The sequence below is a fragment of the Crocosphaera sp. XPORK-15E genome (genome assembly GCF_034931425.1).
In the GTDB taxonomy this organism is placed as follows: Bacteria; Cyanobacteriota; Cyanobacteriia; order Cyanobacteriales; family Microcystaceae; genus UHCC-0190.
Genome location: NZ_JAYGHQ010000004.1, coordinates 1 through 24437, shown reverse-complemented (window position 1 = coordinate 24437; position 24437 = coordinate 1). Strand labels below are relative to the sequence as shown.

Annotated in this window: 26 protein-coding genes and 1 tRNA gene; 9 read left to right on the top strand and 18 right to left on the bottom strand. The window is 38.9% G+C overall.

Annotated features, from left to right (window positions below):
* Positions 1 to 223: 223 nt before the first annotated feature.
* Both VB691_RS04155 and VB691_RS04150 read left to right on the top strand, forming a co-directional pair.
* Entirely contained in the window at positions 224 to 1045 is an 822-nt protein-coding gene (locus tag VB691_RS04155; RefSeq protein ID WP_323290207.1) for a site-specific DNA-methyltransferase, read from the top strand.
* A gap of 12 nt (positions 1046 to 1057) precedes the next feature.
* Positions 1058 to 1849, top strand: a complete 792-nt coding sequence (locus tag VB691_RS04150; protein WP_323290206.1) for an MvaI/BcnI family restriction endonuclease — start codon at positions 1058 to 1060, stop codon at positions 1847 to 1849.
* Positions 1850 to 1909: 60 nt separating this feature from the next.
* Here VB691_RS04150 and VB691_RS04145 read toward each other — a convergent pair whose 3' ends face one another.
* Both VB691_RS04145 and VB691_RS04140 read right to left on the bottom strand, forming a co-directional pair.
* Positions 1910 to 2476 carry a cyclic nucleotide-binding domain-containing protein gene (locus VB691_RS04145; protein ID WP_323290205.1) on the bottom strand — a complete coding sequence of 189 codons (567 nt, stop codon included), beginning with the start codon at positions 2474 to 2476 and terminating at the stop codon, positions 1910 to 1912.
* Positions 2477 to 2671: 195 nt separating this feature from the next.
* Positions 2672 to 3013, bottom strand: a complete 342-nt coding sequence (locus VB691_RS04140; protein ID WP_323290204.1) for a hypothetical protein — start codon at positions 3011 to 3013, stop codon at positions 2672 to 2674.
* Between the two features lie 592 nt (positions 3014 to 3605).
* On the opposite strand from VB691_RS04140, the gene VB691_RS04135 reads away from it, so the two are divergent.
* Positions 3606 to 4046 (top strand): HNH endonuclease, encoded by a 441-nt coding sequence (locus VB691_RS04135; RefSeq protein ID WP_323290203.1) that lies wholly within the window; start codon positions 3606 to 3608, stop codon positions 4044 to 4046.
* A gap of 18 nt (positions 4047 to 4064) precedes the next feature.
* The gene (locus VB691_RS04130; protein WP_323290202.1) at positions 4065 to 4451 is read left to right on the top strand and encodes an alr0857 family protein; all 387 of its coding nucleotides are present in this window, start codon (positions 4065 to 4067) and stop codon (positions 4449 to 4451) included.
* A 59-nt stretch (positions 4452 to 4510) separates the two neighbouring features.
* On the opposite strand, the gene VB691_RS04125 is transcribed toward VB691_RS04130, so the two are convergent.
* Positions 4511 to 5500, bottom strand: coding sequence for a hypothetical protein (locus tag VB691_RS04125; protein ID WP_323290201.1), 990 nt, complete (start codon positions 5498 to 5500; stop codon positions 4511 to 4513).
* 226 nt (positions 5501 to 5726) lie between these two features.
* Between VB691_RS04125 and VB691_RS04120 the strand changes: the two genes are divergently transcribed.
* Positions 5727 to 6413, top strand: a complete 687-nt coding sequence (locus tag VB691_RS04120; RefSeq protein WP_323290200.1) for a M15 family metallopeptidase — start codon at positions 5727 to 5729, stop codon at positions 6411 to 6413.
* A gap of 8 nt (positions 6414 to 6421) precedes the next feature.
* Here the strand turns inward: VB691_RS04120 and VB691_RS04115 are convergent, their stop codons facing one another.
* Together VB691_RS04115 and VB691_RS04110 are read right to left on the bottom strand one after the other, a co-directional pair.
* On the bottom strand, positions 6422 to 6769 hold the full coding sequence (locus VB691_RS04115; RefSeq protein ID WP_323290199.1) for a VOC family protein: 348 nt from the start codon (positions 6767 to 6769) through the stop codon (positions 6422 to 6424).
* A 98-nt stretch (positions 6770 to 6867) separates the two neighbouring features.
* Positions 6868 to 8064 carry an HhoA/HhoB/HtrA family serine endopeptidase gene (locus VB691_RS04110; protein ID WP_323290198.1) on the bottom strand — a complete coding sequence of 399 codons (1197 nt, stop codon included), beginning with the start codon at positions 8062 to 8064 and terminating at the stop codon, positions 6868 to 6870.
* A 225-nt stretch (positions 8065 to 8289) separates the two neighbouring features.
* Here VB691_RS04110 and VB691_RS04105 point away from each other — a divergent pair.
* Positions 8290 to 8371 (top strand) — tRNA-Leu (locus VB691_RS04105).
* A gap of 90 nt (positions 8372 to 8461) precedes the next feature.
* Here the strand turns inward: VB691_RS04105 and VB691_RS04100 are convergent.
* From VB691_RS04100 to VB691_RS04085, 4 genes are all read right to left on the bottom strand, one after another.
* Positions 8462 to 8659, bottom strand: coding sequence for a hypothetical protein (locus VB691_RS04100; protein ID WP_323290197.1), 198 nt, complete (start codon positions 8657 to 8659; stop codon positions 8462 to 8464).
* Between the two features lie 453 nt (positions 8660 to 9112).
* On the bottom strand, positions 9113 to 9841 hold the full coding sequence (locus VB691_RS04095) for an SIMPL domain-containing protein (protein ID WP_323290196.1): 729 nt from the start codon (positions 9839 to 9841) through the stop codon (positions 9113 to 9115).
* An 89-nt stretch (positions 9842 to 9930) separates the two neighbouring features.
* Positions 9931 to 11355 carry a mercuric reductase gene (locus VB691_RS04090; protein ID WP_323290195.1) on the bottom strand — a complete coding sequence of 475 codons (1425 nt, stop codon included), beginning with the start codon at positions 11353 to 11355 and terminating at the stop codon, positions 9931 to 9933.
* 12 nt (positions 11356 to 11367) lie between these two features.
* Positions 11368 to 11835: a hypothetical protein gene (locus tag VB691_RS04085; protein ID WP_323290194.1), complete on the bottom strand. Its 468-nt coding sequence runs from the start codon at positions 11833 to 11835 to the stop codon at positions 11368 to 11370.
* Positions 11836 to 12050: 215 nt separating this feature from the next.
* Here VB691_RS04085 and VB691_RS04080 point away from each other — a divergent pair, with 215 nt between their 5' ends.
* Positions 12051 to 12764 carry a rubrerythrin family protein gene (locus VB691_RS04080; protein ID WP_323290193.1) on the top strand — a complete coding sequence of 238 codons (714 nt, stop codon included), beginning with the start codon at positions 12051 to 12053 and terminating at the stop codon, positions 12762 to 12764.
* A gap of 79 nt (positions 12765 to 12843) precedes the next feature.
* On the opposite strand, the gene VB691_RS04075 is transcribed toward VB691_RS04080, so the two are convergent.
* The 6 genes from VB691_RS04075 to VB691_RS04050 all read right to left on the bottom strand — a co-directional run bounded on the left by VB691_RS04075 (position 12844) and on the right by VB691_RS04050 (position 18951).
* Positions 12844 to 14115: a DUF4912 domain-containing protein gene (locus tag VB691_RS04075; RefSeq protein WP_323290192.1), complete on the bottom strand. Its 1272-nt coding sequence runs from the start codon at positions 14113 to 14115 to the stop codon at positions 12844 to 12846.
* Positions 14116 to 14414: 299 nt separating this feature from the next.
* The gene (locus VB691_RS04070) at positions 14415 to 15107 is read right to left on the bottom strand and encodes a TIGR00266 family protein (protein ID WP_323290191.1); all 693 of its coding nucleotides are present in this window, start codon (positions 15105 to 15107) and stop codon (positions 14415 to 14417) included.
* A gap of 67 nt (positions 15108 to 15174) precedes the next feature.
* Positions 15175 to 15849 carry a TIGR00266 family protein gene (locus VB691_RS04065; RefSeq protein ID WP_323290190.1) on the bottom strand — a complete coding sequence of 225 codons (675 nt, stop codon included), beginning with the start codon at positions 15847 to 15849 and terminating at the stop codon, positions 15175 to 15177.
* A gap of 14 nt (positions 15850 to 15863) precedes the next feature.
* A complete protein-coding gene (locus VB691_RS04060; RefSeq protein WP_323290189.1) occupies positions 15864 to 16523 on the bottom strand; it encodes a TIGR00266 family protein in 660 nt (219 codons plus the stop codon).
* Positions 16524 to 16623: 100 nt separating this feature from the next.
* Entirely contained in the window at positions 16624 to 17883 is a 1260-nt protein-coding gene (gene ftsZ / locus VB691_RS04055) for a cell division protein FtsZ (protein ID WP_323290188.1), read from the bottom strand.
* 264 nt (positions 17884 to 18147) lie between these two features.
* Complete coding sequence (locus VB691_RS04050; protein ID WP_323290187.1) at positions 18148 to 18951, bottom strand: cell division protein FtsQ/DivIB; 804 nt, start codon at positions 18949 to 18951, stop codon at positions 18148 to 18150.
* 190 nt (positions 18952 to 19141) lie between these two features.
* Between VB691_RS04050 and ctpC the strand changes: the two genes are divergently transcribed.
* The gene (gene ctpC / locus VB691_RS04045) at positions 19142 to 20434 is read left to right on the top strand and encodes a carboxyl-terminal processing protease CtpC (RefSeq protein WP_323290186.1); all 1293 of its coding nucleotides are present in this window, start codon (positions 19142 to 19144) and stop codon (positions 20432 to 20434) included.
* Between the two features lie 105 nt (positions 20435 to 20539).
* Here ctpC and VB691_RS04040 read toward each other — a convergent pair whose 3' ends face one another.
* The 3 genes from VB691_RS04040 to VB691_RS04030 form a co-directional block, all read right to left on the bottom strand.
* Positions 20540 to 21436, bottom strand: coding sequence for a J domain-containing protein (locus tag VB691_RS04040; RefSeq protein ID WP_323290185.1), 897 nt, complete (start codon positions 21434 to 21436; stop codon positions 20540 to 20542).
* Positions 21437 to 21735: 299 nt separating this feature from the next.
* Complete coding sequence (locus VB691_RS04035; RefSeq protein ID WP_323290184.1) at positions 21736 to 22590, bottom strand: inositol monophosphatase family protein; 855 nt, start codon at positions 22588 to 22590, stop codon at positions 21736 to 21738.
* Positions 22591 to 22672: 82 nt separating this feature from the next.
* Entirely contained in the window at positions 22673 to 23041 is a 369-nt protein-coding gene (locus VB691_RS04030) for a 2Fe-2S iron-sulfur cluster-binding protein (protein WP_323290183.1), read from the bottom strand.
* Between the two features lie 293 nt (positions 23042 to 23334).
* Between VB691_RS04030 and VB691_RS04025 the strand changes: the two genes are divergently transcribed.
* Positions 23335 to 24437: Calx-beta domain-containing protein (locus VB691_RS04025; RefSeq protein WP_323290182.1), on the top strand; the 1103-nt coding region annotated here is incomplete at its 3' end.

Below are 24437 nucleotides of genomic sequence, written 5' to 3'. Positions count from 1 at the left end.
GTTGCGTTTATTGAGTGTTTGCTTAAATAATGTTACATAACCCAAAATAGGCTGTATTGGCTATTCTGACTGAGTTTGAGCGATATTTTAGCAACTTTTTGGTTGTTTAATTTTAATGAATCTTAATGTTGTTAGATTTTTGCTAGAATGGGGTATTGTCTACCCTACTTTGCTATATTCTAATTAGGATTAAGAAGAAATGACAGAGGCGAATTACCCAAAAATGAGTAAAAATACATTAAACATTAAGTTTCCTCATGACTTTCTTGATCAAATTATTTGTGGTGATTGTGTTGAGATAATGGGAAAAATTCCTGATGAAAGTATTGATTTGATCGTCACTTCACCCCCATATAATCTAAAAAACTCTACTGGTAATGGAATGAAAGATGGGAGAGGAGGAAAATGGGCTAATGCTGAACTTGTTAATGGTTATCAAACCTATGATGATTGTATTCCTCATGATGAATATGTACTATGGCAAAGAGAATGTTTAAAAGAAATGTTACGCATCATTCCAGAACATGGAGCAATTTTTTATAATCATAAATGGCGAGTTCAAAATGGATTACTGCAAGACAGACATGATATCGTTTCAGGATTCCCTGTGCGGCAAATTATTATCTGGAAACGCAAGGGAGGCATTAATTTTAACCCTGGGTATTTTTTGCCAACTTATGAAGTAATTTATTTAATCGCTAAACCAAAATTTAAACTAAAACCTAAAGCAAATGCTTGTGGTGATATTTGGGAATTTATGCAAGAAATGAACAATCCTCATCCTGCCCCTTTTCCAGTTGCCTTAATTGATAGAATTATATCATCTACTTATGCTAAGGTGATTTTAGATCCTTTTATGGGTTCGGGAACTACCGCCGTTTCTGCTAAATTTTTAGGACGCAATTATATCGGTGTTGAAATCGCTAAAGAATATGTAGAATTGGCAAACAAAAGACTTAAAAATCCCGAGCTTTTTAGTGCTTTATCCAACAAAAAAAGAATTAAGAATAATAACAATCCTAGCCTTTTTCCTGATTTTGATTAATCGGTACCTAATATGATTGATAATATTTACACAAAAGAATCTCTAATATCTAAATTAAATGAAATCAGATCTATGGGTTGGATTTCTAACACTAGACCTGGAAATAGTGGGGGTGTTGGTAATACACTTGAAGATCTCTTGGGATTAAAAGAAAATAATTTACCTATACCTAATGCCGCAGAATGGGAACTCAAGTGCCAGAGATCTAAGACAAACTCTTTAATTACTTTATTTCACATGGAACCATCCCCGACAGCACTTAAATTTGTTCCTAATATGTTACTACCTAATTATGGATGGAAGCATAAAGAAGCAGGTTTAAAATATCCAAAGACAGAAAAAAGCTTTAGACAAACTATTTCATCTTTATCTAAAAGTGATCGAGGTTTTACTGTCGTAGTAGATAAAAATCAGCAGAAAGTTATGATTTCTTTTGATTCTAAATCTGTTGATTCTCGCCATAAAAATTGGTTAACAGAAGTCAAAATAAATATTGGTTTAAATGAGCTATTACCTCAACCATATTGGGGTTTTCAAGACCTTTATCATAAAGCTGGAACTAAACTACATAATTGTTTTTTTGTCTTAGCAGATACTAAAAAAGAAGAAAGTAAAGAATTTTTTTATTACTCAAAAATATTTAAACTTTCTATGTTCTCTCTCACCAAATTTATCACTGCGATAGAACAAGGTTTGATTCTTATTGATTTTGATGCTCGTACTGGTCATAATCATGGGACTAAATTTAGAATTAGAAATAAGCGTATTATAGACTTATATGAAAGTGTTGAAGAAATAATCTGATGTATCAAATATTACTTATTGATAAATAGGATTATGACTTGACAAGAATACCTCAATAGTCTACAAGATTTCTTGATAGTCTTCTTGGGAATTTTTGATCCGTCTTAATAACCAATCATAACGAACTTCAGCAAAGGGTAAATTTTCGAGAAATGCTGGCGGAAAATCTTGCTTTTCTACGGTTTCTAAGGTTAAATATTCTCTTTCATAATCTCGTTCTTTTAACATCATTCTTAAACGACTCGATAAAAATAAAGCGATCGCCCGATAAAAACGCGAAGCAAACCCAATATCCTGATGTAAACGAGTTGCTAAGTGATCGCGGGGAATAGATAATACTAAAGAGTCTTCAAGGGTTTCTACGGTTGCAGAGGGAAGACGACTATCAACAAAAGACATTTCCCCAAAAACTTCACCACTTTCTAAGATAGCAATCTCTTGATAACTATCAAAAACTGCAACGGAAACTACAACTTTTCCTTCTAACAAAATGTAGAGATCATTAATTAATTCTCCTTCTTCAATTAAATTAACTCCTGGAGAAACCCTTTCAATATGTCCTGTACTAATAATCCAATCCAGATCGTCATCATTTAATGCCCCAAAAAGAAATAGAATTTTTTTCATGGTTGTTCATCTTAAATGTGTTCTTAATCAGATTACCATAACTTGGAGTAAAAAGTAAAAAGTAATAAATAAAAGGTAAAAAGTAAAAATCAAGTTTTCATAGTTTCTTTTTTCGTCATAATAGATTTAGTGAGATCAAACACACTTATTACTTCTTACTTAACTGTGGGGAAATTACCCCCACAGTTTGATATTTTATTGCTCCTTATCCAAAGTTTCTATACTCAAGGGAACTAAATCCCCATATACGGTTAGTGCTAATAACATTAGTTCATCTGCTTGAATTATCTTACCCGTCAAAACACAACTTTCGTCTTTCCTCGCTGTGGCCTCAAAGGTTGCCCGAATATCACTCGGCGAAAACTTAGGCCGATAGTCTCCTGACTTCTGTTGAACATAATTCCAAAGGATATCTCTGATTAACGCCTGATAACCTTGACTACCGGAAAGCCCTTTGAGACTATCTTTCAGGGTTCTCTCTAAGCGGATGCTAGTGACTTCCATTTCAGTGGTAGATGTCTGTGGAATGGTTCTCATAATTTTTTTCCTCGAAAAAGGTAGACATTTAAGTAATATAAGTGTAGTATGAAAAAGATTGTTTTAGCACGGTTGAAAACTTTTATGTTACTTCTCCCTATCCGATTTCTCTGCAAATTAGCCCCAAGTTGCTGCCATTTATGGCAAATTTTGGCTATGGTTGAGGAAGGCTTAGGCAGAGTAAGTAACCCCAGTCCTCATCAGGACACAATATTTAGTCTAGGGCAGGGAAACCCAACCGCCTTGTTGATGAAAAAACTAGCAAAAACTCTCTGGAAAAACACCTTTAGCTGCTTGTTTTTAGCTTTACGAGATTACCCCAAGGGTAATATTAACCCCATAGAGATTAATCTATCCCTAACCCTAATTAGCGGGCGGTGGAGGCAAGTAGCCCCTGTCCCCAGGTAAAACCCAACCCCTCAAGGTTTCTCCTACCCCCGCTTTCATCTGTTGAAAGTGGGGGTTTGTTGTAGATAAACCTGAGTTTTAGTTCTAACGTTGAAGGATGTCCGCCGTGATGCCAACTTCAGACCTTTTTAATCGATCCATCGTCGTCTTTTCCCAAAATTACCTGCCCATCACAAGGGTGACAATGCAACGGGCCATCACCTTACTTGTCACAGGAAAAGCCCAACCCTTAGATTTATTTGAACAAACCTCTTGGGAAATTCGTTCCCCCTCCCTTGTGGTACAAGTAACCCCGCAAATTCGTCTGATGGTGAATGGTGGCGATCGCATCTGGAAAGTTCCTCCAGTCAACCGACGGGAGATCTTACGGCGAGACAAACATCAATGTCAATATTGTGGAAGTCATCGAAATCTTACCCTAGATCACGTGATTCCCCGTTCTAAAGGAGGCAAACACACCTGGGACAATGTGGTAACAGCTTGTGAAACTTGTAATGGAAGAAAAGGCGATCGCACTCCTCAAGGGGCAGGGATGAGCTTAAAAACCGTTCCTAAAGCCCCTATTCATCCTGCTATTGCCTTTGCTGAACAATTTTGGCACTCTCATCCGACTACCGCGCCTTGAAAGGAGATATCAACGAAAATGTTAAAACTGATTTATACCGAAAACGGATTTTCTCTCGACTACCTTAACCAGTCTTTGGAAGCGTGGGTGACAACCCGTGTCATGTTAGCCTTACGTTCAGGCAGTAGTCTTTGTGTAGAACCAAGTCAGGCCGCCTTTTTAATTCCGGTTGATCTGCCCTATCTTGATCAATTATTAGCCGCAGCTGCAGCAGAAATGGGGGAAGTTCTAGAAGTGACTACTTGTGATGATGAGTCGGTAGAGGTTGTGTTACAAGGAACCTGGTTGGGATCTGATGTGGCCAGTGAGGAAGGAGTCTTTGTCTGTCGTTTAAGCGATCGCGCTGAATTCTTGCTCCACAAACTCTGGCAAGAAACTCAATTATCGACCTCAGTTCTTGAATAATAAGGGGTTAGGGGTTAGGGGATAGGTGATAGGGGATTTTACCCCCCAAAACCTAGCTCCTAACAGTAATGATGATACTTTTTGTATAAGTCCAAGGTTTCTAATTTCTGTTTAAAATCCTTCGGTTGTTGATAGTCAGTCCAAGGATATTGACGACGAATTGATTCAACGGTTTTATGGGATTTATTCCACTCCCCTAATACCTCCATTAATTTTTCAAACTGATTATAAACCTTGCCATACTTAGCCTGTAAAACAATATATTGCAACATAATGGCATAAGTTAATGGGCTATTTTTTTCTAAAGGAATTTCCAAAATTTTCCCTAGTTGCTCAAACACTTCTCCTTGCTTCTTGACTAATTTAACTAAAGTTGCTGTGTTTTTAAGATCCCGATTTTTCAAGTAATCAACGATATTAGAGACTTTTTGCAAAATTGAGTAGTTAGTCAGTTGATATTTTTTAAAGAGATAGAGCAATTTTAAGCCCAGATCATCTTTATGGGTCAAACTATCAAGTGCTTGAACGTAGCATTCTAGAGCTTTTTTGCCTTTTTCTGTTTTGATTTTTGGTAAAGATTCAGTCAATTCTTGATGAATTAATTGGTAAAACTTTTCCTTACTAACATTTCGCTCAAGTAATTGAAAGACTAACTGATAGAAATTTTGTTGTTGAGAACTACGGTAAAGTAGCTCAGTTTGTTCAATGGAAAGAAAGCTATTTTTCGCTTCAATAGCAACCCGAAATAACCTGAGATAAGTATTAAGATCTTTATGGTCTCCTAATCCTTGAGTGAATTGATTTCTGATTTGTATTAACCAGATAAAATCTTGCTCTCTAAATCTTTGGTGATCCAAAGCTTGAGCCAGAATTTTTAGGTTTCTGGTTTTTTGAAAAGCTTGATTATGTTTCAAGATAATCTCAGGATTAATAATTTCTTTTGTCAAGAAACTTTCAAGCTTATTTTTGAGAAAAGAAGGGGAAAATAAAGAATTTTTTCCCCCAGTGCTTTCTGGGATTCTTCCAGCGGATATTATATCAACAGCCATCGAATTTATTCCATTTTTTACGTCTCTAATTAGTTTAAGTATAAGCAGTTAATCTATATAAAGGAATGGTAAAGTTACGGATTTTTGAGAAATATTGAGCAAATTTTTGTTAACTCTTTATTTTAGGATCAGTAGATTGTCGGACTCGGATGTATTATTATTTCCTTAAATCCCTATAGTTATCCTTATCTCCTAACCTAAGCCCTTTCTCTACTTTGATCTATTAATGAAACCTTATCAAATAATTCCCATCCAAGAATGTGGTGAAACCCTGGTTCCCATTCCCTTAGAACAATTTGCCGTAGAAACACCCCATCCCTATCAAAAATTGGGGGCGGGTTATGGGGGTAAATCTCCCTATTATTTACGGAAAACTGTTTTAGATGCTCTATTACAAGGGCAAAATTACTTACAACAACAACATCCAGACTGGAAAATACAGATTTTTGATGCCTATCGTCCGGTTATGGTACAACAGTTTATGGTGGATTATACTTTTGCGTCTCTGCTGCAAACCCAAGGATTAAAACAGGAAAACCTATCACCACAACAGCAACAAAGCATCTGGGAACAAGTGTATCAAATTTGGGCTATTCCTAGCGAAAATCCCGACACCCCTCCCCCCCATAGTACAGGGGCCGCCGTTGATATTACCTTAGCAGATGAAACAGGACATCCTTTAGCTATGGGAGGGGATATTGATGAATTATCAAGGCGATCGCAACCTAATTATTATGCCCATAGTACCAACCCCATTGAAATAACCTACCATCAACGACGGGAATTATTAAATCAAATCATGAGTCAAGCCGGATTTTACCGTCATCCTGGGGAATGGTGGCATTTTTCTTTGGGAGATCAGATGTGGGCCTGGCAAACTCAAACCGCGATCGCCCGTTATGGTAAAGTTTGATTATTAGACTAAGAATTCGGTTGCAATAAACTAATTAAAGTACCATCGGGGGCTTTTACTGCTGCCACTTTACCAAAAGACGGTTCTCTAACATTTCCTTGCAAAGATGCCCCCATAGATTCAATATGGGCTAAAGTTGCCATAATATCATCTACATGGAAGCTCAGAATAGGAGATTGTCCTGATTGCCCGTTTTCAGAGGCTGCATGAAGGGCTAAAGTGGTTCCATCTGCGTCTAATTCTGCCCAACCAGGACTTGACATTTTTACCGTTAAACCCAGTCCTTCACTATAAAACTTGACTGAGGCGGCGACATCTTGCACCATGAGCATAATATGTTTAAATTTTGCTGTCATAACCGATGTTTAAAAAATAAATGTCGTTGTTAATCTAGCATAACAATTAATGTTTAGTAACTGTAGGGTGGACATTGCCCATCCTATTTTTTCTATCGTCATTCTGCTTGATTAGCCGGAAATGTCCCAGGTAGAACCGTCAAAGTTTTTGGTTGATTATTGCGAATAATTTCGACCACTAACCTGTCTCCAATGGTACTCGCTTCTACCTGTTCTTGAACTTCAACGGCTTTTCCCACAGGTTTACCGCCGACTTTGAGAATAATATCCCCTGGTTTAAGTCCCGCTTTTTGAGCAGGAGAGTCATTGATCACACGCACCACTAAGACTCCTTTGGTTTGCGTTACCTTAAAGCCAAGTTGTTGATCCTGATTAAGTTCTTTTTGTAGTTCTGGGTTTAACGTAACCATGTGGATACCCAGATAGGGATGATCTGCTTTGCCTTTGAGTAATAATTGATCTGCCACCCGTTGGGCCGTTTCAATGGGAATGGCAAACCCTAATCCTTGGGCATCAGCGCGAATGGCTGTATTAATACCGATTACCTCTCCTTGGGCATTGAGTAAGGGGCCCCCAGAATTGCCAGGATTAATGGCCGCATCGGTTTGAATAAATCTCACCCGTTTGTCAGGCACTCCTACCTCTGAACTGGAACGGCCCAAGGCACTAATAATGCCCACTGTCACCGTATTATCTAGTCCTAATGGGTTGCCAATGGCGATCGCCCATTCTCCAGGTTGCAATTGTTGTCCATTGCCAATCTCAACGGTAGGTAAATTGGTGGCATCAATTTTCACCACGGCCACATCCGTCATGGGGTCAGTTCCTAAAACCTGCCCCCGATAGACTTGGCCATCTTTAAGGGTTACTTTAACTTCTTTCGTGCCATCTACCACATGGGCATTGGTTAATAATTGTCCATCAGAACTAACAATAAAACCTGACCCCGTTCCCCGTTCTAGGTGTTCTTTGGGGATCGGCATTTCATTGCCAAAAAAACGGCGGAAAAAGGGATTTTCCATGGCTTCTCCCGCCTCATCAGGTACTTGTCGTGTGGCATCAATTCGGACAACGGCCGGGCCTACTTTTTGCGCGGCTTGAGCAATAAAATTTAAGTTATTTTGTTGAGAAGATCCAGAACCAAAAGAAAAGGGTTTTAAAGATGCGGGAATGACGGTGGGATTCTGGGTTTGTTGGGTTTGGGGAGATTGGACTAAGTAACGACTGCCCCAGATGCCCACACTACCGCCTAATAATAATAATCCTACATAAACACCTAATTGTTTAATACGCATAATATTTTTGTGGTTTGATGATGACAGGGTTCCCTATCCCGATTATGACAAAGTTTCTTGAGAAGGAGCTAACCTATCGGTCTTCTCTTAAGATTTTGAGATTTTTGGGCTTACTTTATCTTAATTTTAGCTTGGATCTTTGAAGTTGCTGTATTTTTCACTATTCCCTCTCTATATTACTTGTGTTTTGTTTGCGAATTGTGCTATAGTTGTGAATGCTTAAACGCGGATGTGGTGGAATCGGTAGACACGCACGCTTGAGGGGCGTGTGGCTCACGCCATGCGAGTTCAAGTCTCGCCATCCGCATTGATTTGATCACCATACTCTATAGTTAGGGTTGAAATAAGCAACGGGGGACTAACAACTTAGTCACCTGTTGCTTATTTATTTTAGACACTAAGCGACGGACGAGTCTGTTTGTTGATGACGTTTAACTTTCCCTGTTTCGTGACAAACAGTACAAGCCATCACATCTTGACTGTCTGCAACCGTTAACTTACCATTTCCTTTACACTTTTGACAAATGACTTTTTCGTGCCACCAATAATTTGTTAAAAAGTTATTATCCGCAATGTAATTAAAGTCTTCGTACATTTAAACACCTCAGCTATACTTTAGACTATCGTCCCTATCAGCCAACTCATTGCTTTAAACAACAGACAAACTTTTCTCTAAATTTAGACTTAAAATCTATAAAACTATTTTATGTCTCAAAAAAGTTTTTGATTCTCTTTGAAGCCTAATTGTGGGAGAAAAGCTAACCAAGTCCGATTAAAATATCTTGGCTATCATTTACATTATAGACAAATAAACTTATTTTCTACCTTTGTTCATAATTTGTAAAATTAGGAGCAGAAAAAGGGATGGTTTCGTTTTATACATGATCCCACCCCGTATTTATGCCTTTTATCTGCAAAATCAGAACTTTTAACCTTTTGTTAAAATTAGGTGAGATTTGATAGATCTGCCAGAAAAAAATTTACGATTTATCGATTTTTTGTATCAATCAATACAGCAGGAATAATCGATGATTGTTATGTTTTTCCTCTAATAGCGAATTTGCAGGGTAACAGAGGCTCTAACCGTTTGTTCTCCCCCAATAACAGGGGTGATGTCCTGAACATTAGCTGTAGTTTTCATAGTTGGTGCTGCTTGAATTAACTGAGGTTGAGGAACATTTGCGCCATTAATTGCAATATTAATAATTTCTTGAGACTGAAAATTCAATGTATCTAATACAGCTTTTGCCTGTTGTTGTGCATTTAGGGTAGCTGACTTCAAAGCTTTTTTTTGTGCTTCTGAAATAGCTGTTTCTGTCGCAGTAAAACTAACATTATCAATGCGGGTAGCTCCAGCTTTAACAGCTTCATCTAACAAACCACCGACAGTTTCAGTTTTGATGCGAAAACTAACAGTATTTGTGCCAATATAACCCACTAAACGTCTTTGATTATTATCATATTGATAATTAGGTTGAAGTTGAATTCCTGTGGTTTCTAAACGTTCTACTTGACGAGATTTTAAGAAGTTAACGACTGCCGATGTCCGTTGAGCCACATTTTCTTGTACCTCCGTGGCTGTTTTTCCTTGAATTTCTACCCCTAAGTTAATTTCAGTTAGGGTGGTTGGAATTCTTTCAATACCTTCTCCCGTAACAGTTAAGGTTCGTAATATTTGTTCTTGTGCCATAACTGGAGCAATAAAGGGCATACTAAAAACACTGTAAATTCCTAAAACAATTGCATAACTCTGACCTAGCAAACTGATATGATTCATATTGACTTCAAAATTCAAAAATATAGTTATTATTATAGCAAAAACCTTCTAAATAGTTAAGAATGAAAAGAAAATTATTGATGCTGAGATTAACCCAGCGATCGCCTAATACCAAAAAACTTAGATAAAAGGGATTTTAGTCCTTCATTTTTGGCAAATTTTTGTTTTTTGAGTAATAAAGCCGCTTTACTATTCACTTCTGATAATGTGGGATAAATATGAATACCTGATAAAGCAGAGACATTGAGATTATTGGTCATAGCAAGAACAATTTCATGAATTAATTCTCCTGCGGATTTTCCCACTAAATGGGCCCCTAAAATTGTCCCATTACCCCGCACAATAATCTTACCAAATCCGAGGGTTGCTCCTTCTGCCTGAGCGCGATCAACATCAGCAAAGTCTTGTTTTAAACTATAAATGTCATCTCCATATTTTTGCTTAGCTTGTGCTTCTGTTAAGCCGACTCTAGCCAATTCAGGATCGGTAAAAGTTGCCCAAGGAATTACTTGATAATTAACTTTATTGATGGGAAAGAATAGGGCATTTGTAATCACAGTTACAGCTTCATGGGCGGCGACATGAGTAAATTGATAACCCCCAATAACATCACCACAAGCATAAATCTTTTTATTCGTAGTTTGTAGTTTTTCATTGACGTTAATGCCTTTTTTGTCGTATTCAACCCCTGCTGCTTCTAAATTAAGAGATTCTACATTAGGAGAACGACCCGCAGAAACTAAAATTTGATCAACGATAATTTTCTCATTTCCTGCCCATAAATGTTTTTTACCATCAATCACTTCAACTTTTTCAGCCCTGGAATTTTTAATAATAGTAATTCCCTCTTTAATAAACTGTTTTTCTATCACATCAGCCGCTTCAGGATCTTCTTTTGGTAAGAGATGAGGTCTGCTATTAATTAAAGTTACTTTTACCCCTAAACGATGAAAAGATTGACCCAATTCACAGCCAATGGGGCCAGCCCCAATAATGCCTAAAGACTCAGGACTTTCTGTTAAAGAAAATACCTGTTCATTGGTTAAAAATCCTGCTTCTTTTAACCCAGGAATTGGTGGAATAGCAGGACGAGAACCCGTAGAAATTACAAACGCACGGCCCGTTAATTTTCGTCCATTGACTTCAAATGTATTTGAGTTTGTAAATTGTCCAGATCCAAAAATAACTTCAACTCCTAACCCTTCAAACCTTTCAGGAGAATCATGAGGTTCAATAGCACTAATTACCTTTTGAACGTATTCTATTGATTGGGAAAAATTGATGGTAGTAGAATGAGAATAAACGCCAAATCGTTCACTATTTTTTACTTCATAAGCCACTCTAGCGGCATGAATTAAAGACTTACTTGGTACACATCCATACCATAAACAATCGCCCCCTAAACGCTCTTTTTCTACCAGAGCAACTTTAGCTTTAAGTTGGGCTGCTGCACTGGCAACAACTAAGCCCCCAGACCCGCCACCGATGATAATAATATCATAATCAACCGCCATAATTCTGTCTCCTTAACCATTTAATTGATGAGATTTTGTACTTTTTCTTTTGTCTAAATATTGTTTATGATAAAGCCATTTTCCCTGTTGTATAAAACCCCAATCTTTTACTTTTGGGCCTCTAAAAAATAGACTCCAAGACCCTTGAGAAGTTTCAGAAATTTCGATACGATGTAAAGACTGAGGGGAACGAATACGAAAATGTCCAGGGCCACGCCAAAATTTTCCTTCTGGGGTAATTTCCCAATAACCCCCTTTTAAAATTAACGTTCCATACCACCAAGGATGGTCATGTAAGTCATCAGGATCGCTTAAACAGATATAATGTAACATGACATTAAAGGGGAGATTTCTGGCTGTTACTTCTTCTGTGAGTTTATCTGGGAAAAGCAGATAATAACGCTCTAAATAAGGATTAATACCATCTCGGTCATAAATAATGCGTTTGCGCCCTAATTTTTCTAAAAGTTTTAATAACATTATTCTTGATCCAGAAACCTTAAATTAATCATACCAACAAAACTTTAACACAAAGTCAGGCTAAAGTAGGGGTCAACGGCCGTTGACTCCTACAACAAGATTTCAGCTTTTACCAATGTCAAACACCTTCAAGATTTAACTCATTTTAATTGCAATAAATTTCTACTTAAATTATCCTGTAGAGTGTCAATGATCCCAGGGAGGATAAAACACTTATGGATATGTCCAATGCTAATACAGCCAAAAATATCTCTGCCGCTTTTGGTGGGGAGTCAATGGCAAACCGTAAATATCTTTTTTTTGCAGAAGTCACTAAACAGTTAGGAATGAAAGAATTATCAAAACTGTTTAAAGAAACGGCTAATCAAGAAACAGAACACGCTTTTGCTCATTTTCGTTTATTACACCCTGAATTAGTAATTGATGACCTTTCTAGCCTAACAGAAGAAGATAAAAAAGCCATTGCTTCTCGTTGTTTAGAATTAGCCATTGAAGGGGAAACTTACGAATATACAACTATGTATCCTGAATTTGCCGAACAAGCAAAAATTGATCGAGATCAACAAGCAGCTATGGAGTTTAAAGAACAAGAAAAAGAGTCAAAAGAACACGCGGCAATTTTTCGTAAAGCGGCCAGTAATTTTGGCTTTTTAACCAGTATTGAACATCATCATGCGGATCAATATACGGAAGCATTATATAGTTTAGATGGGGCTGCTCCCAAAGAAAAAGCGGCCAGTGATGACCCCACAACCCGTAAATGGATTTGTCGTCAATGTTCGATGATTTATGATCCTAAAGTGGGTGATCCTGATTCGGGAATTGCAGCAGGAACACCCTTTGAAGCCATTCCTGATGATTGGTATTGTCCCATTTGTGGCGCGTCTAAGCAGTTATTTATTCCCTATCAAGAGGCGATCGCTGCTTAATATTTATATATTCAAAAAATAAACCCCTGATGAAATTATCAGGGGTTTTAAGGTTAGTAAGGTTTGAACAAAGGTTAGACTAGCTCAGCCATTCTAAAACCGCTTCTTCCTTGGTATTGGTACGACGAGAAGGGGTTTCCCGTTCAAACTTCATGTGGATAGAACGGTTTTGTTCACCATCTGCAGCAACCGCCACAATAGGATAGTCAATTAAACCATCTTGGAAGGACATCTGGAAGCGGAAAGTTCCATCGGGGTTGAGTTTGATGGGACGACCACCAACGGTCACAGTCGCATCTGGTTCAGTAGCACCATAGACAATTAATTCAGCATCGGCCACTAACCAGAACTTGCGAGGACGTACAGGGGCTTCTGAAGCAAAGCCAACACCGGACATATTTAAACCAGAGGCGGTGGGAACTGCCCACATACCTACTCCAGAGGGGAAGACGTAGGAACTGAGAACCTCTTGATGAACGTAGGAACTCACTACGGAACCGGCCACGTGCTGCATGGAGCCAAAGAGAGAACCGGAAATCCGTTGCCCTTCTGCGCCTTGGGCCATGCCATAAATCTCATCATAGATAGGACTTTCGCCAGCAGTAGTAGTAGCCCCTTGACGATGAGTGGGGGGAACCAGTTTATAAACTTCCTTGCCTTGTAAGTCTTCTTCCCAGTTGACGGTTACGAAGATGTCTTCTACCCAGTCAGAAGGATAAACGGGAGGAACATGGATAGGGGCGGAACGGCCTAGAATTAACCAACGACCATCAAAGGTACGATAGCCAATATCAATAACATAATCACGATCGCTTACAGGGACGGGTAAGTACCATTCCCGGGCCATTTCATCACAGAGATATTCTTGAACACTGTGGGGACTTTGATAGTTAAGATCAATATCGCTGACATCATAAACCCGTAAGGCGAGTTGCTGTCCTCCTTGACGACGTAATGATTCCTTAGCTTCGTTAGAAACATCCCAGTAAGCATAGGCCCATTGGGGGTCACGGGGTAAAAGGACGATGCGGCTTTCTCCGTAACCATCGGGAAGCTCGCCGAGGCCATCATCAACATCCGCTAAACTCTCCATGATGTTGTCTTCTTGTCCGACTTCAAATTTGGATGCTTCCACTTGTTGCTCCTCTTGAATACTAGGTTGACTATGGGAAATTAGCTCAGTTTGAACAATGGGTTGATTAAAAGGGGTTTGTTCGTTTATGGCTTGTTTTATTGAACTGAGTAGTTGGGCTTTACGCATCCGACTATAACGGGAGATGTTGTATTCACTCGCTACTTTTCGTAGCTGTCGTAGGGTCATCTCCTCTAAAGGTAGACTTTCTTGTGCCATGAGATCACTCTCCGAATAGTTTGTACGGCCAATAGCTCCTGGCAAATGGTCATGAGTCTCATGAGGTTCATGGTTGACTCAATGTGTTTGGGATCAAAAATCCTTTGCTTAACTTTATGTAACAAAACATAACTAGGAATGGTCAAGGGGTAAATTAAGGGAATTTTCGGGGATGTACGAATTTACGACCTTTTGGGGATCATTATGTCATCAAATCTTGACATTGTGACCGACACCCGATCCCCAGAAAAAGCAAATGTCATCAATGAATAATTAATAATTGATAATTAATAATTATTTTAATGAATAAAAGGAGCAAAAAAATCAAGAAAAGCATAGCGATAACGAGATTGTATCCATAACTTTCCCTGTCCTTGAAAATGAAAAAATATATTATAATTGCCCAAGTTTCCTGAATGTATTCCTGGAGCATCTAATCCTTCTATGCTTTTTATTTCATAGTTTAAAGTGTCTTCAAAAGCCACCAAATAACTAACTTGAATTAAATAATTATCCTCAACTAAAATCTCTTGAATATTGCCATAAAAACTGGCCCATAATTCTCCAATTCCCACCAGATGAAAGAAGAAAGAATCCCGTTCACTAAACTGTTTAATCATCGAGGAAGCCAAGAGTCTTAACTGGACATTATGACTACAAGCAAGAAAAGCAAAAATCTGAATAATTATCCCCTTTTCTGGGGTAACTTGATAATGTTTAATGTCGCCTAAAATATCAGGAGAAAGATAAATACTTCCTGGAATTTTAAGAGCTTGAACCTCATTAATGCTCAAATAAGAATGGCTAGAAAATCCTGGAGTGATACTCAAATCATCAGTGGGAATACCCTTGCCAATTTCAATTGAAGCATCCCTAGCAGCTAGGGTCGCTGTTCTAATAAAAATATTTTGTTCTGGCTTTAATTGTAGAATTAAAACGGCTGCTTCTGGGGTATTTTCAATTTGATAATTAATCCCTTGAGACTTTACCATATTAATGATTTAATCAAGATATTACTAGATAATTTTTCAAGCTTACTGACCCCTATTATCTGATTTATCACTTTGACTTTAACCTAGAAGCGATCAAATGCCCCCAGGTTTTAGCGTGATGAGTTTGACAGTATAATTTTCCTTGTCCTGTAAATTTCATGAATAAAGGTTGTTGTTTAAACCATGATCCTATGCCTTTTTTTGATAACTGAGTAATTTCATATTTAAGACTATTTTCAAAAGCCACTAAATGAGCTAAATTGACCAGATATTCCCCATCAACAGTAATCAGATAAATTCCGCCTAACCCATTGATTAAAACTTCTCCTTGTCCTGTAATACTTAACAAAGTTAAAGTCTCATTTTTCCTGGGAAGCGTTACCTCTGGTAAACCAAAAAAAAGATCCATTGTTCCACTAGAGGCCAGATAATTAGAAACCAGGGCAATTAATTTGTAACTGGTGACTTCATGCAGCAGAATATTCCCCATCATCGAAGGTGCTAACCAAACTTCATTTTGCTCCCCCATGGCCCGAAATTCCGTAATAAATAGAGACTCTGTGGCGATCGCATCTTGATTCCGTCGGTCACTTTTGCGAGAACTCCGGCGTAAGGTCGTATTTAAGGAAATATTGCCCTTCAGGGCGACGAGGGTTCCCCCTTGAGCCATCAATACCTCATCATTGTCGAGCATAACACGGGCCAGAGAATTTTCCCGTTCGTGTAAAATTTCAACTTTCATCAGATTGCGGCCTTTTAGGCCAAGGAACGGAGATAGTCAATTAATCCTTGAAGATTGCGAGATTGACAATAAATGAGGTTCCCTTGACTACGCTGATTCTTAGTTTTAGCCGCCCTAACCACAATATTAACGCTCTCTTCTTCCCTGCGATATTTTAGCCGTAGTTTGGGACTATGGGCCAATAAATTTCCTTGAGTGACGACAAAATTCCCATAAACCATTTTCTTGATAATACCGCCATAGCCCCCAATAAAGACCCGTCCTTTGCCTTTTAATTTAACTTTCCACAACCCATCCCCGGCTAACCAACTACTCAAACCGGCCCAGTGGTTTTGTACTCTCACTCCTGATGTGTGAGCGAGATAAACCCCTGGTTGTAAACAAATAGACCCTTGAGACAAGTCAAGGGGAGTGATATCCCCCATAATTGAATGACCTAAAACCACTGTTAAAGGTTCGTCTGTGCTGTTACTCAATTGATCGACAGATAACAATTCGCCCCCAAAACATTTCCTGAGAAGGGTAAGTGGCCAACTGCCAAAAACTTGAGTTTTCAGGCTAATGCCTGTGTCCAGGCTAACTATTGACCCTGCTTTAACTGTGATACTTTCTCCTGGGTTTAAGGTGACAAATAAGGCAGCAAAAGCGGGACGACAACGAACTTTGTATAACACGAGTTATAGGAAACAACAGAAATCAATTCTGAGGCTATACCGCAGTTAACAGCCTGAAAATAAAGGATCAACTAACTCAGGTGAATTCCTGATATTTGGCTTAATTACGGGGAAAACGTCGTCTTTGTAAAAAGTCAGGAATATCCAGACCCGGTGGTTTTGGGGCTGCTGGTTCCTCTTTGGGAGACATGGGGGGAGGAGCAACAGGCCGGGAGGGAGTGGCAGTCATTTGAGGAGTGGATATATTCTCCGATTCTGCATTAAACCCTGTAGCAATTACTGTCACAATAACTTCCCCTTGAACTCGTTCATCAATCACCGCCCCAAAAATAATATTGGCATCGGGATCAACGACTTCAAAGATGGTTTCTGCAGCGGTATTGACCTCATGTAAGGTGAGATCTCTACCCCCTGTGATATTAAAGACAACTCCCTTCGCTCCCTTAATGGAATGCTCTAAGAGAGGGGAAGAAATGGCTAAAGAAGCGGCATCATTGGCCCGAGATTTTCCAGACCCTACCCCAATACCCATCAGAGCCGAACCTGCATCAGCCATGACTGCTCGTACATCAGCAAAGTCCACATTGACCAGGCCAGGAATAGTAATAATATCGGAAATCCCTTGTACCCCTTGACGCAAAACGTTGTCCGCCGCAAGAAATGCTTCTTGTAGGGGCGTTTCAGGGGAAATTACCTGTAGTAATTGGTTATTGGGAATGACAATTAGGGTGTCAACATTGCTTTGTAGTTGAGAGATCCCTTCTCCTGCTTGAGTGGTACGTCGTCGTCCTTCAAAGGTAAAGGGCCGAGTCACCACCCCTACTGTCAAACAACCTTTTTCCTTGGCGACTTCTGCCACAATGGGGGCGGCACCAGTTCCGGTTCCCCCTCCCATTCCTGCGGTAATAAACACCAAATCAGTGTCTTCCAGGGCTTCGGCAATTTCGTCACGGGATTCCAGGGCCGCTTCTTTGCCGATATTCGGGTTGCCCCCTGCACCTAGTCCACGGGTGAGCTTCTTGCCAATTTGTAAACGGTGAGGCGCAGCTGATTGAGTCAGAGCTTGGGCATCTGTATTCATCGTCCAAAATTCAATACCTGTCAAGGCACTTTCAATCATGCGATCGACTGCATTACATCCGCCGCCACCAACACCAATGACTTTGATTTTAGCAACGTTATTCGGCACGATTTGGTTTCTCCTGCTTTCTTCCTTAGGCAGTTCTAGGGACTCATTGGTTGGCACAAAGGGTGAGGTACTACTCGGTCGGTGATAACTGTCCACGTCACTCGAAGACTCAGCAGATTCTGTATGATTTAGACTGGAATGATTAAGGGCTAACTTATCATTAAGGATCATTGTAATTGGCGGGGGTTAATTATTGCGTTTCAAGAGTTTAGGATAATCTGAATCTACCTAATCCACAGTATCATCAATTAATACCTAGATTAGCTATTTATTTATTTATCTATAGGGCATTACCATTTTAAAGCTTACTATCAATTTTGAATAATTTCACCCCATATAGCCAAATTGTTCTTTAAGTCAGGGCGTTGACTCAATCTCGTTCAAAATCACAAAAATGTTGCTAAGTTAACATTTATTAACATGATTAAGCCAAGATTAGGAACTGGGGGGTTTTTTGGGCAGATCCTTGAGGTGAACGGAAGGGGAATCAGGATTAGATAAATCAATATAGATAATGCGCTCTTTGGGAACCCGCGAGGGAAGTTCACGCAGTTTCGCTAATACGGAAAGTTGTTGGGAGAATTTATCACCATAAGTGCCGCAATGAACTGTTCCTAGGTCAGTTTTCAAAATGAGATTGCTGGGATCACGCCAATCCACCACCATAATTTTTACAGGAGAACTGATCATCATGGGATACATTTGTTTCCAGTAAGTCCGAGATTGCTGATTAAGTCCCAAGATGGTTAACTGAGTTGAAGCGGCTATTTTAGCCCCTTGTGGGTATAATTTTTGAGGAATCCACACCCCTTCACCATCGAGAAAGCCCGCCTCTGTACCAACAGATGCCTTAGCTACGGGCTGTCTTTCCTTAACAGTTAAAGTAATTTGAGCCGGAAATAACTGACGGGTAATATAAACATCATCAATCGGAGGCTGGTTTTCTAGTTGGTCTGTTATTTGATGAATGGGTAGTTGCCAAATCGATTGGGGATAATTCATCTGGAGCATTTGTTGAATTTGCCCCTGATTTAGTAACTGATTCCCCGTAATCTTAACTTGAGATGACCCTCGAATCACCCAATGGGGTAAACCTAAGCTCCAAACTAATCCCCCTGTCATACCACAAAGGGCAGCAAAACGCCAAACTCCTTGCCAAGCTTTCAAGCGTCGCTGATGACTTAGGCTTTGACGCTGAGTTTTTAAGGCATCGGCCACAATAACTATACTATCCGTCATAATAACTACTACTCAGAAAATGTTATAACTAAAGGGAGCTACTCTACTTAAAATTAATTCATATATTATGAGGTTAATCGGCCAGGTAACTTGAGTCTAAGATACACTGATGTAAATATTCCCCACAAGTTCCTGTGCTAGAGTCAGCATTCGGATGTTATAAAAGTTTCACTAACACACACTAGAGCTTATGGTAAATCACAAAAGAGGGCTTGTTCTTGCCGCTACCGCCGCCGTTCTCACTGCGGTGGCTGTTACTGGGGCGGGCCTTCGCCTTTCCCGCAGCCAAGCATTTTTTCAAGATAATCCCAAAGAATTAGTCGATGAAGTTTGGCAAATTATCGACCGGACTTACGTTGATGGAACCTTCAATCAACTTGATTGGCGTGCCGTTCGCACTAAATATCTAGGAAAATCCTACGCGAATAAGGAAGAAGCTTACAAAGCGATTCGAGAGATGTTGAAATCCCTCGGTGATCCCTACACCCGCTTTATGGACCCCGAAGAATTCAAAAATATGCAAATTGATACCTCTGGGGAATTAACAGGGGTCGGTATTCAACTTACCAAGGATGAAGAAACTAAGGAACTGGTGGTAGTTTCCCCCATTGAGGACACCCCTGCTTTTGAGGCGGGCATTCTCTCTAAAGATGTCATTACCAAAATTAATGGCAAAACAACTCAAGGCATGGAAGTAGAAGATGCCGTTAAATTGATTCGGGGTCAACCTGGAACTAGCGTTAATTTAACTATCCGCCGCACGGGCAAAGAGGTTGATTATTCCCTTGTCAGAGCGCGGATTGAACTTCACCCCGTTCGGGCCAGGGTCGAAGAAACTCCCTCCGGTAAAATTGGTTATATCCGTTTGACTCAGTTTAGCGCCCAAGCGGGGGAAGAAATGCGCGATGCTATTCAAGAAGCAGAAGCAGCTAAGGTTAACGGTTATATCCTAGATTTACGCTCTAATCCAGGCGGTTTGCTCTACGCGAGTGTGGAAATTGCTCGGATGTGGTTTGATGAAGGCAAAATTGTCTCTACCGTCAGTCGCACTGGAGAGACAGAGGTACAACGGGCTAATAAACGCGCCTTAACGGATAAACCGTTAGTTATTTTAGTCGATGGCGGTTCTGCCAGTGCCAGTGAAATTCTTTCCGGTGCTTTACAGGATAATAAGCGGGCCGTTTTAGTTGGTAGTAAGACTTTTGGTAAGGGGTTAGTACAGTCCGTCCGAGGGTTGGGTGATGGTTCAGGACTTGCTGTGACCATTGCTAAATATTTAACCCCTAGTGGTCGAGATATCAACAAACATGGGATTGATCCTGATGTGGTTTTAGAGTTAAGTGATGAAGAACGGAAAGCCCTTCAACAAGAACGGGAAAAAATTGGGGCTTTTGGTGATCCTCAGTTTGATAAGGCGTTTGAGGTACTAAAACAAGAAATTGCTACGTCTAAAGACTCAAATGCTCGTGTGACTAATCCCTAATCATTGACCCTCATTAAAGAACCATAAGACATTAAATGTTAAGAGAGGAAACTAACCTAATTGAGCGGGTTTTCTCTCTTTTTTTTGTGAATTAAGTCATACCAATTACCGATTTTTACCGAAGAAAGAACCAAAGATCCCAGTCTTTTTGGGTTTATCTGAAGACTTGGGTTTATTTTCTTCAGGGGATGCCTTATCTAAGGCTTCTTTTGCTTCAATAACAATAGGATCTTGAGGGTTGACTTTACGGGCTTTATTAATATGAACCTTGGCCATGGTTAGTTGATTTTCTTTGATATAGGCTAATCCTAATAACCCATGACAGCTACTATTATTTGGTTCTTTTTTCAGGATTTCTCGCAATTCTATGATGGCTTGAGATGTGTTGTTGCGCTTGATGTAATCTTGGGCCCGTTTTACGGAAGAAGCGATTGCTGAAACTTGATCTTTGGTTTCAGTCTTTGTTGGGGGAGGGGTTGGTTTCGCTTTGGGTTTTTGTCTAGCTTTAGCTTTAATTTGTTCCCCTTGTTTAATCATTAAATAGATTAAATTCAATTCACTAATTTGGGCAATTTTATTAAATACTTGTTCTAAATCATTGTATTCTGAAGCGATAAGCGGTAACAATAACTTATGATAAGTTAGTTCGGCATTCTGACTGGTTTGAATCAGTTTTTGAGCTTCATCTGTGGCAATGGTAATACTACTTAGTTCTTTGGCTAAGTTCTGTCCCATTTGCGATAAAATCAGTAAATATTCGCTACGAGAACGGTCTTTTGAGAGTTGTTCATAAGCGGGATTAACTAATTTTGATAAGATTTTATTGGCTCGGTTTTTTTCTTTTTCTGTTTTGCCTCTACAGGTATCAGGATGGAGAATATAAGCAATTTTTAAATATCGCTGACGAATTTGCCGACTATCAGCATCTAAGGGAACTCCCAAAATTGCATAATGATCAGTTACATCATATTTAAAGAGTCCTTGTTCTACTGGAAAAGACATAGAATTTACAGCCTACCCCTAATCGCCAATGCCCTATTTTTAGTGGCTTTTTTCTGAAACTAGCACAAATAAACGTTTTAGTTATTCCTTTTTTTTCAGAATATTTTCCCTTGGTTCATTAGTAAATATTCCCTAATTGACTGCCCAAACTTTTTTTTACTCTCTATGGAGAGTATTTAAGATTTGCTCGTCAATTTTACTTTTAATCGTACTCTTTTAAGATCATATCATTTTCCTTAGATTTTCGCTAGTTTATCTGACTTGCATTAGATTAGGGGTTTCGCTTTTTACCGAGAAATTTAACGGGAGTCCTCTGGCAACACCATGAGATAGAATTTTTTTAGCCAGGGTAATGCCTCAGTCAAAGCTTGACTCAGGGAATGGTGAATCTCTCCATTGGTGGCTAAAAGTCTCCCTGACTCAATGATTAAAGGACTCTCATCATAGGCGGTGACTTTGCCCCCTGCTTCTTCTAAAATGACAATACCAGCGGCAATGTCCCAGGGACTTAACCCCCGTTCCCAATAACCGTCTAAGCGTCCACAAGCGACATCAGTTAAATCAACGGATGCGGAACCACTGCGCCGCACACCTTGGGTAAGATGGGTAAGATAGCAAAATTCGGGATAATTGGTGTCTGAGGTTTCGCGGCGATCGTAAGCAAATCCTGTCACTAATAAACTTTTGTTTAATTCCTTGGTTTTTGACACTTGAATAGGGCGATAATTAAGGGTAGCTCCTAATCCTTTTGCACCACGGAATAGCTCTTTCCGAAAGGGATTATAAACAGCACCAACTAGGGGAATTCCTTTAAATAATAACCCAACAGAAACGGAAGAAGCAGGATAACCATGAGCATAATTAGTAGTACCATCAAGGGGATCAATTGCCCAAAGATAATCACTTTGTTCGCTTCCTAGTTTGCCTGATTCTTCCGCTAAAATTTGATGATGGGGAACCCGAAGGTTTAATATCTTTAAAACGGCTGATTCTGCTTTTTTATCAGCTTCTGTCACCAAATCTCCTGGACGACCTTTTTCTTCAATTTTTTTTAATTGTCCAACGAGATCTTCTAAAATTATCCCCGCAGTCATGACCGCTTCTGTGGCAATATCGAGAAATAGTTCTCGTTCCTTTTGACTTGGTAATTCCATGATGATTTAATCGAGGTTCTGCTTCTATTATTGCTTAGTTTTGTCAAGAAAACCTAACAAACATTTCTAAAATCCTAAATTTTCAATCATCATCTAAGGGTAATCCTAATCTAACCTTTCCTTTACCAAAATATCGCCCAAATTGCAGTTCATAGACTTCATCTTCGTCTTGGGTTTCCACTTCCAAATCTGATTTTGCATAGCTAACACATAATAGAGCATAGCCTTTTTTTTGTAATTCGGGAGAGAGTCCTACTGCTTCAGGTTGATCGACTTCTCCTGATAAAATACGCACAGCACAGGCCGTACAAGCACCATTACGACAGGAAAAGGGAAGTTCGTAACCTTGATCTTCTGAACTATGAAGAATGTAGCGATCATCAGGAACTTCTAGGATGTATTCTTTATCGATTTGACGGTGATGAATGCGAATTTGGTGATAACGAGTCATGAGTTAAGGCTTGGTTAATCAATTTCTATTATAAACCCTCTTTACTAGGGAAGAAAGAATCACATTATCAAGATTTTATAATTTTAACTCTCAGTGAGTACATAAGTTGTGACTCGCCAGGTCTAGTACGTATATACGAATAATCGTTTTTTTGTTTTTGTAAATCCTTATTTTTATTGATATTTTTTCTAAAAAGAAAATTAATATCAGCATTTTTGCTAATGTTTTTGAATAAGAACAAAGTTAATCTTTGAATATATGAGTATAAATTTAGAATTGATCAACTTTTACCCATGATGAACAATAATACTTACATTCAATTTTCTTCAGCAACCTATTCTGGTTTTGAAGAAGATCAACCTTATCCTAACCAAATAGAAATTACGGTCACTCGTTCTGGCAATATTGATGATTATAGCAATGTAGAAGTTCACTTGGGAAATCGTACTGCACAGGAATGGTCAGATTTTGGGGGAATGTTTCCTCAATGGATAGACTTTCAACCTGGAGAAACTAGCAAAACTATTTATCTTGATGTATTTGATGACTTTGAATTAGAAGGAACAGAAGACATTGAATTAAAATTAATCAATAATTCTGGCAACCCTAACTTAATTTTAGGAGAACAAGATACCACCATTGTTTCTATTTTAGATAATGAAATTTCTTACATCGAATTTGAATCTGCCAAATATGTAACCTTAGAACAAGATGATACTTGGTTAAACCGTTTAGAAGTTACTGTTACTCGTTCAGGGAATATTGATACCTATACCACTGCTTATTTAGAAGTAGTAAATGGAACAGCAGAGCAATATAATGACTTCTATATTCCCAATTTAATGGTAGATTTTGCCTATGGAGAAACCAGTAAAACTATCTTTATCGAAGTACCAGATGACTGGAATTTAGAAGGAACAGAAAACTTTCAATTAAAGTTAATTGATGACCCTTATAACAATGAGATTGAAATCGGAGAAAATGGGACTACTACCGTATCTATTTTAGATAAGCAAACCTCTTATTTAGAATTTGAATCTGCCAAATATGTAACCTTAGAACAAGATGATACTTGGTTAAACCGTTTAGAAGTTACTGTTACTCGTTCAGGGAATATTGATACCTATACTACTGCTTATTTAGAAGTAGTAAATGGAACAGCAGAGCAATATAATGACTTCTATATTCCCAATTTAATGGTAGATTTTGCCTATGGAGAAACCAGTAAAACTATCTTTATCGAAGTACCAGATGACTGGAATTTAGAAGGAACAGAAAACTTTCAATTAAAGTTAATTGATGACCCTTATAACAATGAGATTGAAATCGGAGAAAATGGGACTACTACCGTATCTATTTTAGATAAGCAAACCTCTTATTTAGAATTTGAATCTGC

Coding starts and splice junctions, on each gene's coding strand:
- VB691_RS04115 (WP_323290199.1), bottom strand. CDS start 6,769: ATGACAGCAAAATTTAAACATATTATGCTCATGGTGCAAGATGTCGCC.
- VB691_RS04080 (WP_323290193.1), top strand. CDS start 12,051: ATGGATATGTCCAATGCTAATACAGCCAAAAATATCTCTGCCGCTTTT.
- VB691_RS04145 (WP_323290205.1), bottom strand. CDS start 2,476: ATGAAAAAAATTCTATTTCTTTTTGGGGCATTAAATGATGACGATCTG.
- VB691_RS04130 (WP_323290202.1), top strand. CDS start 4,065: ATGTTAAAACTGATTTATACCGAAAACGGATTTTCTCTCGACTACCTT.
- VB691_RS04125 (WP_323290201.1), bottom strand. CDS start 5,500: ATGGCTGTTGATATAATATCCGCTGGAAGAATCCCAGAAAGCACTGGG.
- VB691_RS04110 (WP_323290198.1), bottom strand. CDS start 8,064: ATGCGTATTAAACAATTAGGTGTTTATGTAGGATTATTATTATTAGGC.
- VB691_RS04140 (WP_323290204.1), bottom strand. CDS start 3,013: ATGAGAACCATTCCACAGACATCTACCACTGAAATGGAAGTCACTAGC.
- VB691_RS04120 (WP_323290200.1), top strand. CDS start 5,727: ATGAAACCTTATCAAATAATTCCCATCCAAGAATGTGGTGAAACCCTG.
- VB691_RS04035 (WP_323290184.1), bottom strand. CDS start 22,590: ATGGAATTACCAAGTCAAAAGGAACGAGAACTATTTCTCGATATTGCC.
- VB691_RS04095 (WP_323290196.1), bottom strand. CDS start 9,841: ATGAATCATATCAGTTTGCTAGGTCAGAGTTATGCAATTGTTTTAGGA.
- VB691_RS04070 (WP_323290191.1), bottom strand. CDS start 15,107: ATGGTAAAGTCTCAAGGGATTAATTATCAAATTGAAAATACCCCAGAA.
- VB691_RS04030 (WP_323290183.1), bottom strand. CDS start 23,041: ATGACTCGTTATCACCAAATTCGCATTCATCACCGTCAAATCGATAAA.
- VB691_RS04155 (WP_323290207.1), top strand. CDS start 224: ATGAGTAAAAATACATTAAACATTAAGTTTCCTCATGACTTTCTTGAT.
- VB691_RS04135 (WP_323290203.1), top strand. CDS start 3,606: ATGCAACGGGCCATCACCTTACTTGTCACAGGAAAAGCCCAACCCTTA.
- VB691_RS04040 (WP_323290185.1), bottom strand. CDS start 21,436: ATGTCTTTTCCAGTAGAACAAGGACTCTTTAAATATGATGTAACTGAT.
- VB691_RS04090 (WP_323290195.1), bottom strand. CDS start 11,355: ATGGCGGTTGATTATGATATTATTATCATCGGTGGCGGGTCTGGGGGC.
- VB691_RS04085 (WP_323290194.1), bottom strand. CDS start 11,835: ATGTTATTAAAACTTTTAGAAAAATTAGGGCGCAAACGCATTATTTAT.
- VB691_RS04065 (WP_323290190.1), bottom strand. CDS start 15,849: ATGAAAGTTGAAATTTTACACGAACGGGAAAATTCTCTGGCCCGTGTT.
- ftsZ (WP_323290188.1), bottom strand. CDS start 17,883: ATGATCCTTAATGATAAGTTAGCCCTTAATCATTCCAGTCTAAATCAT.
- VB691_RS04075 (WP_323290192.1), bottom strand. CDS start 14,115: ATGGCACAAGAAAGTCTACCTTTAGAGGAGATGACCCTACGACAGCTA.
- VB691_RS04150 (WP_323290206.1), top strand. CDS start 1,058: ATGATTGATAATATTTACACAAAAGAATCTCTAATATCTAAATTAAAT.
- ctpC (WP_323290186.1), top strand. CDS start 19,142: ATGGTAAATCACAAAAGAGGGCTTGTTCTTGCCGCTACCGCCGCCGTT.
- VB691_RS04050 (WP_323290187.1), bottom strand. CDS start 18,951: ATGACGGATAGTATAGTTATTGTGGCCGATGCCTTAAAAACTCAGCGT.
- VB691_RS04100 (WP_323290197.1), bottom strand. CDS start 8,659: ATGTACGAAGACTTTAATTACATTGCGGATAATAACTTTTTAACAAAT.